Genomic DNA, 17,354 nt, shown 5'->3' with positions numbered 1-17,354 from the left:
CGCCGTGCGTTCGTCCGCCGAGCCGAACGATCGCCTTCGAGGAACACCGGGACCGCGAGACACCCGAGGCGTCTGAGCACGACGTCGGCGGCCGATCGAAACTTTTTGAGTCAGGTAGGCGCATCTATGCTTCGTGTATCGGAGTCGCTGGAAACGTCTCTCCTGTGGCGGGTCGGTCTTGCTGTTGGGTCTCACTTTTCTCGCGCTCGCGATCTACGACATCCCCGCCGACGTGATCGACGAGGGCGTCCCGCTGTATCTGACCCTCCTCGAGAACTCGCTTCCGATCGTCTTGAACCTCGCGCTCGTCGGCGCGGGCGTCGTGCTCATCACGTGCCGTCGACTCTCGGCACAATCCACGTACGTGATCGCCCGCTGGAGCGTTCTCAGCGCGGTCTCCGTCTCTGTTCTCCTCGGCTGGGTGTACACGCTACAACTCCTCGAAGGCGTCTTCAAGCCGTCGCTCCTCTTCGCACACACGGTCACGGTGGCCACTCTGGTCGGCCTCGGCGTCGGCGTCTACGATAGCCGGCGTCGCCATCACCGCCGACAGGTGCAAGTCGAGAACACCAAGATATCCGCCCTGTTCACGAACACCTCCGACTGCATCGCCGAGATCGAGTTCGTCGATCGGAGCCCGATCATCAAGTCGGTCAATCCGGCGTTCGAGCGGACGTTCGGGTACGACGAGGAGGCGGTGACGGGCGAGTCGATCGACGAGCTGATCGCGCCGCCCGCCGCTCGGGCGCGTGCGGCCGAGATCAGCCAGCGGGCCCGCGCCGCCGAACAGTTCGAGGAGTCGGAGGTGTTTCGCCGGACGGCGACCGGCGAGCTGCGGGTGTTCCGCGTGCAGTCGATCCCGTTGACGGCGGAGACGACGGTGACCGACGGCTACGCCGTCTACACCGATATCTCCGAGGAACACCGGTATAGTGAGCAGCTTACCTTGCTACACGAGACGACACGCGACCTCATGGGTGCCGATTCGACGAGCGAGGTTGTCGAGATGGCCGTCGACGCGACGACGGAGATCTTCCGCTTCGATTTCGTCGGTGTCTACCGGTACGACGAGGCGGCCGATCGCCTCGTCCCCGAATCGTACGCGACGGACGAGGAGGCGTTGTCCGACCCGCGACCGATCCCGCGCGGGGAGGCGGTCGCGTGGACCGTCTTCGAGACGGGAAAGTCCGAGCTCGTTCGGGACCTCGAAATCCGCTCGACGGCGTCCGATCCGACGTCGCCGATCGGGAGCGAGTTGCTCTTAGCGATCGACGAGTGGGGCGTGTTGGTGATCGGATCGACGGCGACCGACGCGTTCGACGACGCGGACTACTCGCTGGCGAAGATCTTGGCGGCGAACGTCGAAGCGGCGCTGGAGCGCGCGGAGCGCGAGGCGCAACTCGAGGAGAAGAACGAACGTCTAGAGCGGTTCGCCAGCGTCATCTCCCACGACCTCCGCAACCCGCTCGCGGTCGCACAGGGCTATCTCGACCTCGGCCGCGGCGGCGACGCGGACGCGTTCGAGCGCGTCGAGAGCGCGCTCGACCGAATGGAGCAGCTGTTGGACGAGCTGTCGACGCTCGCGCGACAGGGCGAGGAGATCGGCGCGCTCACGACGGTCGACCTCGGGGAGACCGCGAGAGCGGCCTGGGAACAGGTCGCCACGGGCGACGCCGACCTGCGCGTGGACGGGTCGCGCGAGCTCCAGGCGGACCGAAACCGGCTCCAGCAGCTCCTCGAAAACCTCTTCACGAACGCGATCACGCACGGCGGAGCGGACCTCACCGTCATCGTCACGCCGACCGACGAGGGGTTCGCGGTCGAGGACACCGGAGACGGGATCGAGCCGGCGGAGCGAGATCGGATCTTCGACTCCGGGTACACGACGGACGCGTCCGGCTCCGGCCTCGGACTCACGATCGTGAAGGAGATCGCGGACGCGCACGACTGGGCGGTCTCCGTGGCGGACGGGGACGACGGTGGCGCGCGGTTCGCCTTCGACGTGGACGGGCGGCGGGACTGACGTCCGCGCGGTTCTCCGGTGATCGCCCGAATGGCGCGAGGAGAGTGGCGCCCTCAACGGCGTGCGACGGGCAGGTCTAGAGCCCGAGCGTGTCCCGCACGCGATCGGTGAGCGAGGCGGGGCTCGCGGGGGCCGCGTCGGAGTCGTCCGCGAGACCGAGTTCGACGGCGATCGCGTCGAGTTCGTCGTCGCCGAAGCGCTCGTCGTCGCGCGCGTCGGCGAGCCACGCACGCCACTCGTCGTCGGAGAGGACGCCGCGGGAGCCCTCCCACCGCGCTTCGAGTGCCGCTTCGTCCGGGAACGGCACGTCCATATCGCTCTCCCCCCAGTAGAGCGGGGAGAGCGCGAAGGCGTACTCGTCGCCGGGGAGCGGCCGGAACCGATAGGGATAGCCGCCGTAGCAGAAGACGTCCTCGGGCGTCACCGTTTCGCCCGTCGGGAGCGCGAGTCGTGCAGTCACGGCTGATCGTACGGCCTCCACGCATTTGAGTCGTACGCGACCCGACGAGACACTGAGAGAATCGGGGCGAGGACGCCTGTACCCCGGTCAGGATCGGGCGGTGGACTCCCGTCACCGGAGAGCGCCGCAGTTCTGTGGCGCGACGAGTCGGACGTCGCCGGTGACGCCGGCACGATCGAGCGCGCGCTCGCCGGCCGCCCGGGCCGCATCGCGCTCGGCAGTGGTCGTCACGCCGTACGCGACCGGTCCCCAGGAGGACTGTCCGGCCCCGGTGATCGCGTCGTCGGCGAGGAGGGTGTCGACGAGCGCGTCGACCGGCGGGCGATAGACGCCGTCCTGCTCGTCGGCGTACCACGTTCCGTTGAGCCGACCGATCTCGGTCACGGCGGCGCCGAACGCGGCGGCGTCGCCCGCGACGATCGCCGGGAGGACGCGACTGGTGACGAGCCCGGCGATCCGCTCACCCGTCTCCGGGTCAGCATCGGCGATCGCCGTCTGCATGCTCGTCGCCTCCGCGTCGCCGCAGCGGCCGGGGTCGGCGTCCGGGACGACGAGCACGAACCGCCACGCCGGCGGGACGGGGTAGCGGGCGACGACCGGCGGGACCGTCCACGACCCGTCCGACGGTGGCGTCCGGGAGGGGGTCCCACAGGTATCGGTCGACCGGCCGGCGTCGAGGACGAAGCCGCCGCCCTCGAAGGCCGCGACGCCGATACCGCTTCGGCGGCCGCGGTCGAGGACCGGGGCGCGCTCGCGGACGCGCGGACGCCGGTCGTACGCGCGAGCGATGGCCGCCGTCGTCGCGAGGGCGGTCGCGGTGCCGCTCCCGAGCCCGACGTGTCGGGGGAGGGTCTCGGTCAGTTCGACGCGTGCGCCAGACACGCCGAGGGCGTCGACGGTGCGGCGAACGGAGTCGGCGACGACGTCGGGGCAGACGACCGCGTCGGCGGGCGTCGCCGTCACCGTCACGCGGGGATCGGCGAGTGCGACGCCGAGACTGCCGTATAGGCGGTCGTGTTCGGTCGAGAGGGTCGTGAACCCGAAGTGGAGGCGCGCCCCGGCGGAGACGGACGCGCGCTCGGTGTCGGCCATCACGGGCCCTCCACGAGGTCGTGCACGCGGTCGATCGCGTCGCGTTCCGCCGGCCCCCCACACCGGCGAGCGACCGCGGTCGCGTGTTCCAGCCGGCGGCGGAGGACGGCGTCGTCGTAGGCGTCGACGCCGAGGCGCGAGGCGGCGACCGTCGCCTCGATCACGGCCGCGAACCCGCGGTTCGTGAGCGGGACGCGCTCCTCGCTGACCGTGACGGCGGTCGGTTCGAGCGCCCACGACGCCCACGGCGTCCCGTCGCGCTCGGCGGCCTCGCGGCGCGTCACGTCGACGCGGACCCGGGCATCGGCTTCCGGGAACGTCGGTTCGTCGGTCTCGCAGACGGCGATTGCGGCCTCGACGAAGAAGCGGGGGTCCCGGGTGAAACACACGTTGCCGACGCCGGTCCGCTCGAAGTTGCGACGCGTGCGCGTGCGTCCCCACGTCTCCGCGGTGACGACGTCGCCCGCGTGGAGTCCGAGCGCGGCGACGTTCCACCGATCGTTCGGGCCCTCCGTGGCGACGACGCTCTCCGTCACGCCGCGGAGGGAAACGGGCCACTCGGTCATCGACGGAGCCCCCGAGAGAGCGCGACGAACAGCGCCGCGGCGACGACGTCGGCGGTCGTGCCCGGATTGATCCCCGCCTCGACGAGGCGGTCGGCCCACGCCTCGACGTCCGCGCGATCAGCGTCCACGAGCTCCGCGGCGCGGTCGCTGACGCGTTCCGCGACGGCGCGTCCGTGTCGCGCGGCGACGAGCGCGTCGGGGGCGTCCGCGAGCAGGCGGAGGAAGGTCCCCGAGACGCGTTCGGGAAGCGGTGCCGTCCCCGTCCGCAGCGAGTCGGCGGCGTCGAACGTCCGCTCGAAATCGGTGGCCCACTCGCGGGCGACGCCGTCGGCGGGTGCGCTTGCCGCCACGACCTCCGAGAGGGTGAGCCCCCGCGATCGGAGGGTCGGGATCGCGTCGGCCCCCCGTCTGACGTCGAGTCCGGCGAAGTCGTCGGGGGGATCGGCGACGCGAACGTCGGTGTGTTCGAACGCGCGGTAGAACCGAGCGGCGTCGTCGACGGTCGTCGCCTCGAGTACGTCCGCGGCGGCCGCACGCGTCGCCTCGCCGGCGACCGCGGCCGCGCTGACGAGCGGCGTGAGCAGGAGGAGCGCGCCGAACTGCGTGTTGTCCCGCGCCCGCGCCGCCATGCCGGCGACGGCGGTCTCGAACGCGGTACCGACCGGGGCGCCAGCGGCCGCGGCGTCGAGACCGGGGCGAGCGCCGACGGCGCCGGCGAGGAACTGCTCGAAGCGGAGATCGGGATGGTCGCGCTCGCGGTCGACGTTGCCCGGTTTCGGTGTGGCGGCCAGTTCGAGGAGGAGGGCGAGTTGGGCGTCGTCTGCGATCCCGTGCGTCACGGCGCACGCACCCGCTCGAAGACGGTTCCCAGGAGATCGATCGCCGTCGAGCGGTCCGGGCCGAGGGGGGCGGCGGCGACGACGCTATCGACGTGCTCGAACGCCGAGCGGAGGCGGGCCTCGACGTCCGCGGGGTCGCCGGCGATGCAGAACGCGTCGATCATCGCGGGCGACACGGCCGCGAAGGCGTCGTCGTACGCCCCGGCGCTGAGCGCGTCGCCGATGGCCGCCGCCCGCTCGGGGTCGAGGCCGTGTCGATCGAGGATGTCTCGGGGCGCACCCGCGGTGACGAACGCGACGGGTGGCCGGGCGGCGCGGCGCGCGGCGTCGGCATCGCGGGCGACGCTGACGCCGGCGAACGCGACGGTATCGAGGGGACCGCGCGCCGACGCGCGATCGGTGCGTCCCTCGTCGATCCGCGCTGCCGCGGCGGCGAGGTCGTCGGGGTGGGCGGCGTTTACCAACACCCCGTCGGCGTGCGCGGCGCTCATCCGGAGCATGTCCGGACCCTGCGCCCCGACGTAGACCGGCGGCGGGCTGACGTCGTAGTCGAGCGCCGCGTCGACGGCGCGAAACGTTCCGTCGTGATCGACGCGCTCGCCGTTCCAGAGCGCGCGTGCGACACGCGTGGTTTCGAGAACGCGTCGGAGGGGGCGCTCGCGTTCGATACCGAGGGCCGAGAGCGTGGACGCGTCACCGGCACCGAGTCCGAAGAGCGCACGTCCGTCGCTTCGCTCCGCGAGCGTCGCCATCCGCGACGCCAGCGTCACGGGGTGCGTTTCGTACGGGTTGACGATCCCCGGCCCGAGGCGAATCGTCTCCGTCGCGGCCGCGGCGCGCGAGAGCGCGAGGAAGGGGTCGCGGTTGTTGTAGTGCGCGGAGACGAAGACGCGGTCGAAGCCGGCGCGTTCGGTGTCGGCCGCGAGCGAGCCGACGGCGTCGGCCGGGACGTCTGGCGTCAGTTCCACGCCGATCGATCCGGCAGCGTCGCTCACCCGCGCCACCTCCGGACGGCTCGCGGGCCGGTCGTGTCGACGACCGGTATCGCGCCGCTCCGTTGTCTGCGTCGGTTCACGTCCTCGGCTAGCTGGCTCGAGATATAAATAACTGATAGGCATAGGCAACGGAGAAATTATTATCAAATGGCGTCCCATCGGTGGATGTACATGGACAGACTTGCGACGACGGTCGGCCTCTTTCCGCTTCCCGACGGGCAGCGCGAGCGGCTCGCCGAGCTGAAGGGCCACCAGAAATCAGATCTCATCGATGGCAACGAGGCACGGGCGACGCGCGACGCGTACGCAGCGACTCGTCGTCACTACATCGACCGACAGCGCGAGGCAGGCCTCGATCGGCTCGTCGAAGGACAGGGACGGTGGGACGACCTCCTCGCTCATCCGCTCTGCGTCCACGAGAACGTCCGAACCGGCGGAATCGTCCGCTACTACGACAACAATAACTTCTATCGCGAGCCAATCGTGACCGACGATCTGACGCCGAGCGGGGACGTCCCGTCGGAGTTGTCGGCCGCGGCGGAGCGCTGTGACGACCTCGGGGCGGTGCTCCCGGGACCGTACTCGCTCGCCGGCCTCGCACGCGACGAACACTACGGCTCGTCCGCGGCGTTCCTCGACGGGGTCGCGGAGTTTCTCGCGGGCGAAGTCGCCGCCTTCCCGGACGCCGTCGAGACGCTCACGCTCCTCGAACCGGGATTTGCAACGGAGCCGCCGGACGCAGAGGCGTCCGAACGGATCGGTGACGCGATCGACACCGTCGCGGCCGCGACCGACGCGGACGTGCTCGTCCACACGTACTGGGGCGCGCCCGACGACGGCCTCTACCGTCGCCTCCTCGACACCGACACGGACGGACTCGGCTACGACCTCGTCACCGACCCGGAGGCCGCGACGACCCTCGCCGCAGAGTACGGCACGCCACCGCGAGTACTCCTCGGCGTCGTCGACGGGCAGAACACGCGCGTCGAGTCGCGGCAGACGATCAACGATCGAGCCGACCGCTTCGCGAAGTGCGCGACGACGGACGTCGACGCCGCGTACCTAACTCCGAACACGGGGCTGTTCCATTTACCCGTCGGCAAGTTCGAGGCGAAGCTCGACGCGCTCGCCGCGGCCACGGAGGGTGCGCGATGACGGGCGACCGCGAGCGGTTCCGGCCCGCCGACCACCCGAACGATCACTTCCTCCTCACCACGGTCGTCGGCTCCTACCCGAAGCCCACGTGGCTGAATCGCGCGCGCGACCTGCGCGACGACGACTCGTCCGCGTTCGACGACGAGGCGTGGGACGAAGCCGTCGACGACGCGAGCCGGCTCATCACGGGCGAACACGAGCGCGCCGGCCTCGACGTCGTCTGCGACGGCGAGATGCGCCGCGAGGAGATGGTCGAGTTCTTCGCTCGACGCATCGGCGGCTACGAGTTCAACGGTCCCGTGAAGGTATGGGGGCACAACTACTTCGACAAGCCCAGCGTCGTCTCCGAGGTCACGTACGACGAACCGTGGCTCCGCGAGGAGTACGAGTTCACCGCCGACGTCGCCGAGCGCCCGGTCAAAGTCCCGATCACCGGCCCCTACACCCTCGCGTCGTGGAGCTTCGACGAGGCGTACGGGAGCGATGAGACGCTCGCCTACGAGCTCGCCGACCTCGTCAACGAGGAGATCGCCGGCCTCGTCGCGGCCGGTGCGCGCTACATCCAGATCGACGAGCCCGCCCTCGCCACGACCCCCGACGACCACGCCGTCGTCGGCGAGTGTCTCGAACGGATCGTCACCGGACTCCCCGACGGCGTCCGGATCGGCCTCCACGTCTGCTACGGCGACTACTCGCGGATCTACCCCGAGCTCAACGACTACCCCATCGACGAGTTCGACGTCGAACTCGCCAACGGCGACTACGACCAACTCGACGTCTTCACCGGCGACGACTTCGAACCCGACCTCGGTCTCGGCGTCGTCGACGTCCACACGACCGACGTCGAGTCCGTCACCGAGATCGAGGCGAACATCCGCGAGGGCCTGCGAGTCGTCCCCCCCGAGAATCTCACCGTCAGTCCCGACTGCGGCGTCAAGCTCCTCCCACGCGAGGTCGCCCGAAGCAAGATAGAGAACATGGTTCGTGCGGCACGGAACGTCGAGAACGACCTCGACAGCGGCGCAATCGACGCCGGCGGGCGGACGACGTAGTCGAGCGGAGGCCGTCCGCACGCTCGGCCGGAAGCGGACGTCACCCGGATCGAACCATCGCAGACTCCCCGGCCCGTGACCCGTCGGAACACGACGACGCGCGACGATTCATTCGGCGGCCGCTCGATTGCGGCGGCGAGCGAGCAGCCACGCGAGGATGACGACCTCCTCGATGCGAGCGGCCGTGTACACCCGGTCGGCGAGCTCGACGTCGCCGTCCTCGCTCTCCGCCGTGGCGAGCGCGAACCAGAAGTCGACCACGCGTCGCGGCACGAGCACTTCGAGCGCCCCGAAGACGCCGAACACGGCGTCGTGAACAGACGTTACGGTTCGGTCCGCCGACGCAAAGGCGTAGCGGCGACGGGACCGCACCGTCCGCTGAGCGTAACCAACCGATCCGCGAGACGTACGACGGCTTCGCTACCCACATCGGATACGGTAGCTGAGGTAGCTGAGGTAGCTGAGGTAGATACGGTGGTTTGTTGCGCCGACACCGGAGACGAGGACCGAGATCGGCACCGAAGACGTCTCAGTCGATCAGACGGGGGTGATCGGCTCTCGCCGCCGCTCTCGACGAGCGCCGCGGCGTCGTACCACCCGGACGGATAGTCGCTCGCGTGGACCCGTCCGGCGGCGCCGGTGACCGACGGGAGCGCGTAGGCGATCGGGAGAAGGAAGGAGAGACGGAGGGCGAGGGTGACCGACGCGAGCCGGCCGACCGTGAGAGCGATTTGATCAGGATCTCCCGAGAGAGGGGATCGAGAGTGAAAGGACGTCACCATCGGAAGGGGGTGCGACAAGTATCAGATGTATTTGACAAGATTTAATATGTGGTGTAAAGATAACTTTACTGTAAAGTGAGCTTTCCACCATGGGATCGAAACGAAGCGGACCGGCCCTCACGCGGCGAACGTACAGACGGCTCGTCTACGGAATCATCGCCGTCGGTGTCATCGGATTGCTCGCCGGAATCGTACTCGACGAACGACTCCTCGGAACGGTCGTCTACCTGTGTGGTGCCTGGCTCGGGGCCGGTATCGCCTTCCTCGCACCGTGGTGGAGCGACACGACACTACAAGACGAACGCGACTACGACCTCCATAACCGCGCGAGCGGTCTAACGATGGGCATCGCGACGATTCTGGGCATCAGCATCATTCCGGCTCTGTACGTTCTCGACGCCGGCGGCTACGTCGAGATATCGGGGGCGATCGGTGGGGCGATCGCGGTCCTCTCGGCGCTCTTCCTCCTGTACGGCGTCTGCTTCGCGATCGTCCAGCGGAGCGCGTAACGAGAATGCAGAACGACCTCCCGAAACGACGACGAGCGGCGGAGTTGAGTCAGGGAGATCTCGCCGAAGCCGTCGGCGTTACCCGCCAGACCATCAACGCTATCGAACGAGAGCGCTACGACCCCTCACTGGAACTCGCGTTCAAACTCACGGCCTATTTCGATTGCGCGATCGAGGACATGTTCGACCCGGAGGAGCTGTCCGAGTAGTACTCGGGCGGGTCGGAGTTCGGGCAGTCGTCCCCCGGACGGGCCGCGGCGTCGAGGCGCGCGCGGAAGTCGAGCGCGCAGACCCCCTCGGGTGAGACCACGAGCGGGTTGATGTCGAGCTCGGTGATCGCGGGGAGGTCCGAGACCAGCTGTGAGACGCGCCGGATCGTCTCGACCACGGCGTCGACGTCGGCCGGCTCTCGGCCGCGCGCGCCGCGGAGCATCGGGGCCGCCTGGATCTCGCGCGTCATCTCGCGCGCGTCGCGCTCGCTCACGGGCGCGACGCGGAAGGCGGCGTCCTCGAAGACCTGCACGAAGATCCCGCCGAGGCCGAACATCACGAGGTGACCGAACTGCGGATCACGTTTCGCTCCGACGATCGTCTCGACGCCCGCTGCGGGCGTGACCGTCGCCTCGACGCGAACGCCGAGGACGGTCGCGTCCGGGTCGTGATCGCGCGCACGCTCGACGATCGCGCGGTACGTCTCGCGGACGTCCTCGGTCGGAACTCCGACTTCGACCCCGCCGACATCGGATTTGTGAACGACGTCGGGACTGGCGAGTTTCAGCACGACCGGCCCCTCGATCGACGCCGCGATCCGAGCGGCGCCCTCCTCGCTCTCCGCGAGACCGCCCGCTGGCGTCGGAATCCCGTACGCGTCGAGGAGCTCCATCGCCTCGACGCCGAGGTGATCGACGCCGCGATCGAGCGCGCGTATGACGATCCGCTCGGCGCGCTCGGTATCGACGTCGAACGCGGTCGTCGCCGCGTGCTCGCGGACTGCACCGTCCCGGTAGTCGGCGAGCACCGCGAGGCTCTCGACCGCACGCGCCGGGTCGAAGTAGTTCGGGACGCCGTGGGATCCGAGGACGGACTCGGCGGCCGCGACCTCCGCGCCGCCCATGAGCGCGGTGACGACGGGTTTGTCGACGCGCGAGCGCACACCGCCGATGACCGCACCGAGATCGTCGAACGCGAGCGGGCCCGTCGGAACGCAGAGGACGATCACCCCACCGACCTCGTCGGCGGCCGCGACGACGTCGAGCGCCTCGCGGAACCGATCGACGTCGGCGTCGCCACGGACGTCGAGCGGGTTCGCCGCCGCGATCGGCGTAGGGAGGACGTCCGCCAGCGCCTCGCGGGTCGACGCGTCGAAGTCGGCGAGTGAGAGCCGAGAGTCGCCCACGGCATCGGTCGCTAAGACGCCCGGCCCACCGCCGTTCGTGACGATGGCGACATCGTCGTGGTCGGGGACCGGGAGCCCCGTGAGCGCGCGGGCGAAATCGAAGGCGGACTCGACGTCCATCGCGCGGACGACGCCCGACTGCGCGAAGGCCGCCTGATACGCCTCGTCGCTCCCGGCCATCGCCCCCGTGTGCGAGGCCGCGGCGGCACCGCCCGCGTCCGTTCGACCGGCCTTGAGCGCGACGATGGGCGTCTCTGCCGAGACCGAGCGCGCCGTCTCGATGAAGCGTCGGCCGTCGTCGACGTCCTCGAGGTACGCGAGGACGACGTCCGTCTCCGGGTCCGCGGCCCACTCCGCGATAAAATCGGTCTCGTCGAGCACCGCCTCGTTCCCGAGCGAGACGACGTCCTTCAGCCCGACGTCGTTACGCGCGGCCCAACCGATGGCGGCGGCGATGAACGCGCCGGACTGACTGAGCAGCGAGATCGATCCCGCCGGCGGCGTACCCCTGAGGAACGTCGCGTTCAGTCCCGCGGGCGTGCTGATGATTCCGACGCAGTTCGGGCCGACGAGGTTGATGTCGTGGGTCAGCGCCGTCTCGCGGAGGTCGCGCTCCAAGCGGCCGCCGCGTTCGCCCGCCTCGCGGAACCCGGCGGTGACGACGACGACGTTTTCGACGCCCGCCTCGCCGAGCTGTCCGACGGCGTCGACCACGGTCGCGGCCGGGACCGCGACGACCGCGAGATCGACCGTCGCCGGACGTGGGACGTCACCGATCGACGCGTAACACGCGTGGCCGAACACCGAGTCACGGCTCGGGTTGACGGGCACGACGTCGCCGTCGAAATCCGCGAGGTTCTCGAAGAGCGCTCGACCGACCGACCCCGGCCGCTCGGTCGCACCGACGACGGCGACGCGATCCGGTTCGAACAGCCCCGAGAGGTCACGCACCGTTGCTTTCCCCACTGTACGTCGATTCAGTACCGATGTCGTCGAGGAACGCGTCGCGCTCGCCTTCGTCCGACGCTACCGAGACGCCTGAGTGCACGTCACCTCGTTCGCGGTCCACCGATAAAACGACACAGGGCTGTTCATGGCGGCCGTCGGATCGGGAACGGTCACTACCGACGGCTCGAAGTGGGCGCGACGCCGCTCTACAGCGGCGCGACACGAAGATTAAGTCGAGCAGAGTAGTATTGTGAGTTGTGTCCTATACTCTGGACGCGGAGGTCGACGGATCGTTCGAGGACGTCGTCGCGCGGACCGAAGACGCGCTCGCCGAGGGGGGTGGTGTCCTCTGCGATACCGACGTGGAAGCGACGTTCGCAGCGAATCTCGACGTCGATTTCCGGAAGTACCGTATCCTCGGCGCCTGCGACCCGCCGCTCGCATACGAGGGCCGACGGCAGAGCCCGGCTTCGGTTCGCTCCTCCCGTGAAACATCGTCTACGAGGCCGACGACGGGAGCGTCGCCGTGCGCGCCGCCGATCCCGAGGCACTCCTCGAACCCGTCAACGATCCGGCACTCGGCGGGATCGCCACCGAGGTTCGCGAGCGCTTCGAGCGCGTCCTCAGCTCGCTCTCCGCGGCGACGGCGTGAGTGGGCGCTAGCCGACCGGGCCGTCAGCTCTCGGCGGCCGCGGGCTCCGGTTCGTCGCCGTACTTTCGCTCGAACTCGCCGATGAGCTGGCCCATCTTCGCGTACCAGTCGTTGAGCGTCCGCTGGAGCTCCTGGGCGATTGCCTCGCCGTCACGCGGCCGATAGACGTGGTAGTAGCCGCCCTGCTCGTAATTCACCTGCTCCTTCTGAATGAACCCCGCTTGGAGGAGGCGCTGCACCGACCGGTAGGCGGTCGAGCGCTCCCGGTCGACCGCGTCGGCGATCTCGTCGACCGTGAGCGGTTCCTCGCGCTCACACAGCACGCGGAAGATGTCCTCGTCGAGCGCTTTCAGCCCGTGGAAACACTCCAAGAGGCCCTCGCACTCCATGTCCTGTTGGAGCATCTCGCTCATCGAATCAGGCATCGTGTCCGATACGCGCCGTACGCTCAAAAGTATTTGCGTGGAGGATGCAATATTGAACCGCCGGGATCGCGGCGTCGAGGGTCACTCCACCGCGTCCGGCGCGCCGGCGGCGTCGTCCGCGGTGCGCGCGCGCCAGTACCCCTGGGCGTACGCGCCGAGGAACATCGCGGCGATGGCGACGAGGATCGGATAGTTCCCGATGCCGACGCTCGCGTAGCCCGCGCCGGGACAGATGCCGGAGACCCCCCAGCCGACGCCGAAGATCGCGCCGCCGACGAGGACGTTCCGATCCATGGACGTCAGGCGACGACGGTAGGGCGTCCCCGTGAGGGGCGCCTCGCCGAGGAATGCGACGCCCGCGAAGATCGCGGCGCCGATGACGACGGCGGCGGCGACCATCACGAGCAGGAGACCGAAGTCGTCGAGTTGGAGGAAGCCGAGGACGACCTCGGGCTTCGCCATCTGGCTGTACGCGAGGCCGAACCCCTCGACGAGGCCACCGAGGACGATCACGGGGTAGAAGAGGGGGTGGCGATCCGCCATCACGGACTCACCCCCGCGGCGGCGACGGCGAGCGCGGTGACGATGGCGACGCCGACGAAGACGGCGACGTTCACCATCGAGACGCGCGAGCCGGAGCCGAGCCCACAGACGCCGTGGCCCATCGTACAGCCCTTGCCGACGCGCGTACCGACGCCGACGAGGAAGCCGCCGATAGCGAGACGCCACCACTGGACGTCGGTCGTCCACGCGCTCCCAAGGAGGAACGTGTAGAGCCCCGCCCCCGCGACCGTGCTGAGCGCGAGGACGACGCGCCAGTCACGCGACGCGACGTACTTCGCCTGGTTGAACCGCGGGAGGTCGGAGACGTAGGAGAGCGTCGTCTCCAAGAACGTCGAGTTCCCGGCGGTGATGGCGGTGGCGAGATAGACGATCGCCACGCCCAAGCCGACGAGCGTGCCGCCGACGGCGTAGTGCGTGACGCCGTCGGGGAACGGCGTCGACTCGAAAGCACCGAGGACCGACGGGAACACGGGCGACGCCGCTACGAGTCGAGAGATCGGCTCGAAGACGCCGAGGGGCGATGCGAGCGCCGACACGTCACTCACCCGTCATCGCGTCCTCGCTCGCGGCGCAGTTGTTCGGCCCGAGTTCGAGTTCGAACGCCGACTCGTCGTCGTGGGACTCGCGGCCGAGGTTCGTCGCGATGATCGACTCGTGGTTCGCCGGACGAGGCGGCATGTCGCGCACGACGTAGTCGACGAACGCGTCCTCGTCCATGGAGAGCGCGTCCATCGACGCGACGAGATCGCCGAGGGCGGCGGTGTAGGTGCCGTCGGCGTTCGGCGTCGCGGCGTCCGAGTAGTGCGCGGGCGCGACGATCACGTTCACGTCGTCGCCGAAGCGCTCGATCAGGGCGCGGAGGCTCGCGTGGAGGGTGCGCGCGGCGTTCCGGGCGGCCTCGGGGTCTTCGAGGTCCGGACGCGCGACGCTCTCCGTGAAGAGGCCGTCGCCGGTGAAGAGCACACGCCCGACGCGATAGGTCGTCATGCCGGTCGTGTGGCCGGGCGTGTGGATCGCCTCGATCTCGACGTCACCGACCGTCAGGGTGTCGCCGTCCGCGACCGTCTCGTAGTCGACATCGTAGTCGACGCCGCGCGCGGCGGCGGCCGCGGGGAGGACGGGCGTCGCGCCGTTCCGGGTCCCGTCGGCACCGCCCGCGGTTCCGCGGTTGGCGAGCGTGCGGATCCCGGAGACGTGGTCGGCGTGGACGTGCGTGTCTATCGCGTAGACGAGGTCGGCACCGAGCGCGCGGGCGTCTTGGACGTACGCCTCGGCGAACGCGCGCAGCGGGTCGATCACAGCGGCTTCGCCGTCCGAGACGACGAGGTACGCGAGACAGCCCGAGGAGGGGCGCCGGTACTGCGCGATCGTGACGTCGCTCGCGGCTCCGCGGTGGCCGCTCGCCGTTCCGCGACTCTCGGGGATCGTCGCGCGGACGTCGAGCTCGTCGTACTCGTAGAGGCGCGCCCACCCCTTCATCCCGCGTTCGAGGTGGTCGACGTCGTACCCCTCGTTGGCGAGCGTCTCGGCGACCATCTCGCTGGAGCCGCCCTTCGCGCAGACGACCGTGACTCGCCGACCGTCCGGGAGGGCGTCGCGGAGGTCGTCGGGAACGCCGTCGAGGAGCTCGAAGTACGGGTAGTTGACGCTCTCGACGGTCGCGCCGTCGATGTGCCACTCCGCGTAGTCGTCCTCACTCCGGACGTCGAGGAGGAAGACCGCCTCCCCGGCGTCTACGCGTTCTTTCAGCCGCTCGGCCGTGACCGTCCCGACCGTGTCGTCCGTCGCCGCGGTCGCGTCGTCGCTCATCACACCCCGCACTACCGTCCAGTCGAAAATAAGGCTTTGCATAGAAATACACTATATACACAATACTGAATCTCACTTTCCCCTATTGAGGTTCGAACGCGGTAGTAAGTGTGGATATACCGCCATCGGTATTGCCCCGTTCGTCCACGCCTACCGATACGCTTTTCATATCTGATACGGTATTGGGTTGTGAGGTCAATACCATGGAAGACTACGAGATCACCGAGACGCTCGACGTGACGGGACAGAACTGCCCGATGCCGGTCGTGAAGACGAAGCAGGCCGTCGACGAGCTGGATGCGGGCGCGGTCCTCGAAGTGCTCGCGACGGACCCGGGGAGCGTGAGCGACCTCGGCGGTTGGGCCGAGACCACCGACGGCGTCGAGCTCCTCGATCAGGATGCAGACGAGGCCGACGGGCGCTACACGCACTACGTCCGTAAGACCGAATGAGCACCGATACCCCATCCGCGGACGACGGCGCGGCGCCGAGTCGCGCGGAACTGGAGGCACGGGTCGCGGAGCTCGAAGCCCACGTCGCGGAGCTCGACGCCGCGACGGACGAGGACGACGGGCCGCCGAAGATGTCGATCATCGCCACGAAGGGCACGCTCGACATGGCCTACCCGCCGCTCATCCTCGCCTCGACGGCCGCGGCGTTCGGCTACGAGGTGACCGTCTTTCACACCTTCTGGGGGCTCGACATCCTCCACGAGGAGCGCTCGAAGGACCTGAAGCTGAGCGCCGTCGGTAACCCGAACATGCCCCTCCCGAACCTGCTCGGCGCGCTCCCCGGAATGGACCGCCTCACGACGCGCATGATGGAGAAACGCATCGCGGACAACGACACCGCGACTGTCGAGGAACTCCTCGGCACCGGCCTCGACATGGGCGTCGAGTTCCAGGCCTGTCAGATGGCGATCGACCTCATGGGGTACGACGAGGCCGACTTCTACGACGGTGTCACGACCGGCGTCGGCGCCGCCACCGCCATCCAGGACATGGCCGAGGCCGACATCCAACTCCTCGTGTGAACCGGAGCCACCGATGACCGACGAGCACCCGGACGATCCGACGGACGAGGCGTTCCGCGACGTCGGGAAGGGCCTCCTCGACGAAGACATGGGGCCGAGCGGCGCGCTCGCGCACCTCTACCGCGGCGAAGTCCACCGGATGACGTACTGGCGCGAACGCCTCGATAAGACCACGGATTGGGCGGTCGTCGTCATGGCCGCCATCCTCACGTGGGCGTTCTCCAGTCCGAGCAACCCCCACTACATCGTCCTCGTCGGTATCGCGACGCTCGGCGTCTTCCTCGGTATCGAGGCGCGACGCTATCGCGGCTACGACATCTGGCGCTCGCGCGTCCGCGTCCTCCAAGAGAACGTCTGGTCCGTCGGCCTCGACCCCACGCGGGACGTCAGCGACCCCGCGTGGCGCGAGAAGCTCGGTACCGACTACCGAAAGCCCGTGCTCAAGATCACCACCGAAGAGGCCCTCGCACATCGACTCCGGCGCATCTACCTCCCGCTCCTCGCGGTCCTACACGTCGCGTGGTTCGTCCGGATCACCGCCTTTTCACCCGAGTACTGGCTCCGGACGGCGGCCGTCGGGATGGTCCCCGGCCCCGTCGTCGTCGGCCTCGTCGCGGCGTTCTTCGCCGCCGCGCTCGTCGTCGCCTACCGTCCCCGGACGTGGCACGCACGCGGCGAGCTCTTAGACGAACGCCTCCGAAAAGGGGAGTAGCGACCATTCGGCGACCGCCCGACGACGACGTCGATCACGTGTCCACACAACATCCCGGACAAAGAAAGGCATCAGCGTCTCGTACGTCGACTCACTAACCGAGTCGATACCACCGTCCGTCCGAAAGTTCCGACGGGGGTGTGGATGCCACAGTACGATCATCCACACGTTTTGGACAAACGCTAATACGGTTCAATCGTGTTGCTAGTAAATCACTGATAGCTATACATATTCGTGTAGTTTGGAGGTTCACAGTTTCGGAGGATAGCCCAGTTTCAGATCGAATTAACATCACTTCGTGGTTCTTCTCACCGACCAGTCCTGATTTGGATCCTTACCGAT

Annotated in this window: 19 protein-coding genes and 1 pseudogene; 9 read left to right on the top strand and 11 right to left on the bottom strand. The window is 68.8% G+C overall.

What is annotated here, in order from left to right:
• Window positions 1-133: 133 nt before the first annotated feature.
• A complete protein-coding gene (locus tag J2754_RS06355; protein ID WP_211086966.1) occupies window positions 134-2,023 on the top strand; it encodes a sensor histidine kinase in 1,890 nt (629 codons plus the stop codon).
• A gap of 76 nt (window positions 2,024-2,099) precedes the next feature.
• Here the strand turns inward: J2754_RS06355 and J2754_RS06350 are convergent, their stop codons facing one another.
• The 5 genes from J2754_RS06350 to J2754_RS06330 all read right to left on the bottom strand — a co-directional run bounded on the left by J2754_RS06350 (window position 2,100) and on the right by J2754_RS06330 (window position 5,984).
• Window positions 2,100-2,483, bottom strand: coding sequence for a hypothetical protein (locus tag J2754_RS06350; RefSeq protein WP_188879170.1), 384 nt, complete (start codon window positions 2,481-2,483; stop codon window positions 2,100-2,102).
• Between the two features lie 111 nt (window positions 2,484-2,594).
• On the bottom strand, window positions 2,595-3,575 hold the full coding sequence (locus tag J2754_RS06345; RefSeq protein WP_211086965.1) for a beta-ribofuranosylaminobenzene 5'-phosphate synthase family protein: 981 nt from the start codon (window positions 3,573-3,575) through the stop codon (window positions 2,595-2,597).
• Window positions 3,575-4,141, bottom strand: a complete 567-nt coding sequence (locus J2754_RS06340) for a DUF447 domain-containing protein (RefSeq protein ID WP_211086964.1) — start codon at window positions 4,139-4,141, stop codon at window positions 3,575-3,577. Before J2754_RS06340 ends, J2754_RS06345 begins: the two co-directional genes overlap by 1 nt.
• A complete protein-coding gene (locus tag J2754_RS06335; RefSeq protein ID WP_211086963.1) occupies window positions 4,138-4,980 on the bottom strand; it encodes a triphosphoribosyl-dephospho-CoA synthase in 843 nt (280 codons plus the stop codon). Before J2754_RS06335 ends, J2754_RS06340 begins: the two co-directional genes overlap by 4 nt.
• Window positions 4,977-5,984 (bottom strand): 5,10-methylenetetrahydromethanopterin reductase, encoded by a 1,008-nt coding sequence (locus J2754_RS06330; protein ID WP_425350968.1) that lies wholly within the window; start codon window positions 5,982-5,984, stop codon window positions 4,977-4,979. The genes J2754_RS06335 and J2754_RS06330 overlap by 4 nt, the downstream gene beginning before the upstream one ends.
• Before the next feature lie 162 nt (window positions 5,985-6,146).
• Here J2754_RS06330 and J2754_RS06325 point away from each other — a divergent pair, with 162 nt between their 5' ends.
• Both J2754_RS06325 and J2754_RS06320 read left to right on the top strand, forming a co-directional pair.
• Entirely contained in the window at window positions 6,147-7,130 is a 984-nt protein-coding gene (locus tag J2754_RS06325) for a 5-methyltetrahydropteroyltriglutamate--homocysteine methyltransferase (RefSeq protein WP_211086961.1), read from the top strand.
• On the top strand, window positions 7,127-8,182 hold the full coding sequence (locus tag J2754_RS06320; protein WP_211086960.1) for a methionine synthase: 1,056 nt from the start codon (window positions 7,127-7,129) through the stop codon (window positions 8,180-8,182). The genes J2754_RS06325 and J2754_RS06320 overlap by 4 nt, the downstream gene beginning before the upstream one ends.
• A gap of 108 nt (window positions 8,183-8,290) precedes the next feature.
• Here the strand turns inward: J2754_RS06320 and J2754_RS06315 are convergent, their stop codons facing one another.
• Window positions 8,291-8,488: a hypothetical protein gene (locus J2754_RS06315; protein WP_188879162.1), complete on the bottom strand. Its 198-nt coding sequence runs from the start codon at window positions 8,486-8,488 to the stop codon at window positions 8,291-8,293.
• 565 nt (window positions 8,489-9,053) lie between these two features.
• On the opposite strand from J2754_RS06315, the gene J2754_RS06310 reads away from it, so the two are divergent.
• Window positions 9,054-9,473, top strand: a complete 420-nt coding sequence (locus J2754_RS06310) for a DUF2178 domain-containing protein (RefSeq protein WP_188879161.1) — start codon at window positions 9,054-9,056, stop codon at window positions 9,471-9,473.
• Between the two features lie 5 nt (window positions 9,474-9,478).
• Complete coding sequence (locus J2754_RS06305) at window positions 9,479-9,682, top strand: helix-turn-helix transcriptional regulator (protein WP_188879160.1); 204 nt, start codon at window positions 9,479-9,481, stop codon at window positions 9,680-9,682.
• Here J2754_RS06305 and J2754_RS06300 read toward each other — a convergent pair.
• A complete protein-coding gene (locus J2754_RS06300; RefSeq protein WP_188879321.1) occupies window positions 9,628-11,820 on the bottom strand; it encodes an acetate--CoA ligase family protein in 2,193 nt (730 codons plus the stop codon). The genes J2754_RS06305 and J2754_RS06300 overlap by 55 nt on opposite strands.
• A gap of 254 nt (window positions 11,821-12,074) precedes the next feature.
• On the opposite strand from J2754_RS06300, the pseudogene J2754_RS16695 reads away from it, so the two are divergent.
• Window positions 12,075-12,469, top strand: a pseudogene (locus J2754_RS16695) (DUF302 domain-containing protein).
• 23 nt (window positions 12,470-12,492) lie between these two features.
• Here J2754_RS16695 and J2754_RS06290 read toward each other — a convergent pair.
• The 4 genes from J2754_RS06290 to J2754_RS06275 form a co-directional block, all read right to left on the bottom strand.
• Window positions 12,493-12,894: a helix-turn-helix domain-containing protein gene (locus J2754_RS06290; RefSeq protein WP_188879159.1), complete on the bottom strand. Its 402-nt coding sequence runs from the start codon at window positions 12,892-12,894 to the stop codon at window positions 12,493-12,495.
• 81 nt (window positions 12,895-12,975) lie between these two features.
• Window positions 12,976-13,437, bottom strand: a complete 462-nt coding sequence (locus J2754_RS06285; protein WP_211086959.1) for a DUF6691 family protein — start codon at window positions 13,435-13,437, stop codon at window positions 12,976-12,978.
• The gene (locus tag J2754_RS06280) at window positions 13,437-13,928 is read right to left on the bottom strand and encodes a YeeE/YedE family protein (RefSeq protein WP_211087020.1); all 492 of its coding nucleotides are present in this window, start codon (window positions 13,926-13,928) and stop codon (window positions 13,437-13,439) included. Before J2754_RS06280 ends, J2754_RS06285 begins: the two co-directional genes overlap by 1 nt.
• 67 nt (window positions 13,929-13,995) lie before the next feature.
• Window positions 13,996-15,267: an MBL fold metallo-hydrolase gene (locus J2754_RS06275; RefSeq protein WP_188879157.1), complete on the bottom strand. Its 1,272-nt coding sequence runs from the start codon at window positions 15,265-15,267 to the stop codon at window positions 13,996-13,998.
• A gap of 203 nt (window positions 15,268-15,470) precedes the next feature.
• Between J2754_RS06275 and J2754_RS06270 the strand changes: the two genes are divergently transcribed.
• Genes J2754_RS06270 through J2754_RS06260 form a run of 3 tightly spaced genes read left to right on the top strand, consistent with a single transcriptional unit; the run spans window position 15,471 to window position 17,012 of the window.
• The gene (locus tag J2754_RS06270) at window positions 15,471-15,719 is read left to right on the top strand and encodes a sulfurtransferase TusA family protein (protein WP_188879156.1); all 249 of its coding nucleotides are present in this window, start codon (window positions 15,471-15,473) and stop codon (window positions 15,717-15,719) included.
• The gene (locus J2754_RS06265; RefSeq protein ID WP_211086958.1) at window positions 15,716-16,300 is read left to right on the top strand and encodes a DsrE/DsrF/DrsH-like family protein; all 585 of its coding nucleotides are present in this window, start codon (window positions 15,716-15,718) and stop codon (window positions 16,298-16,300) included. Before J2754_RS06270 ends, J2754_RS06265 begins: the two co-directional genes overlap by 4 nt.
• A 13-nt stretch (window positions 16,301-16,313) precedes the next feature.
• Complete coding sequence (locus tag J2754_RS06260; RefSeq protein ID WP_188879153.1) at window positions 16,314-17,012, top strand: DUF2270 domain-containing protein; 699 nt, start codon at window positions 16,314-16,316, stop codon at window positions 17,010-17,012.
• The last annotated feature ends 342 nt before the right edge of the window (window positions 17,013-17,354 follow it).

The sequence above is a fragment of the Halarchaeum nitratireducens genome (genome assembly GCF_017874695.1).
GTDB lineage: Archaea > Halobacteriota > Halobacteria > Halobacteriales > Halobacteriaceae > Halarchaeum > Halarchaeum nitratireducens.
This window is presented reverse-complemented; position numbering and strand designations above follow the sequence as displayed.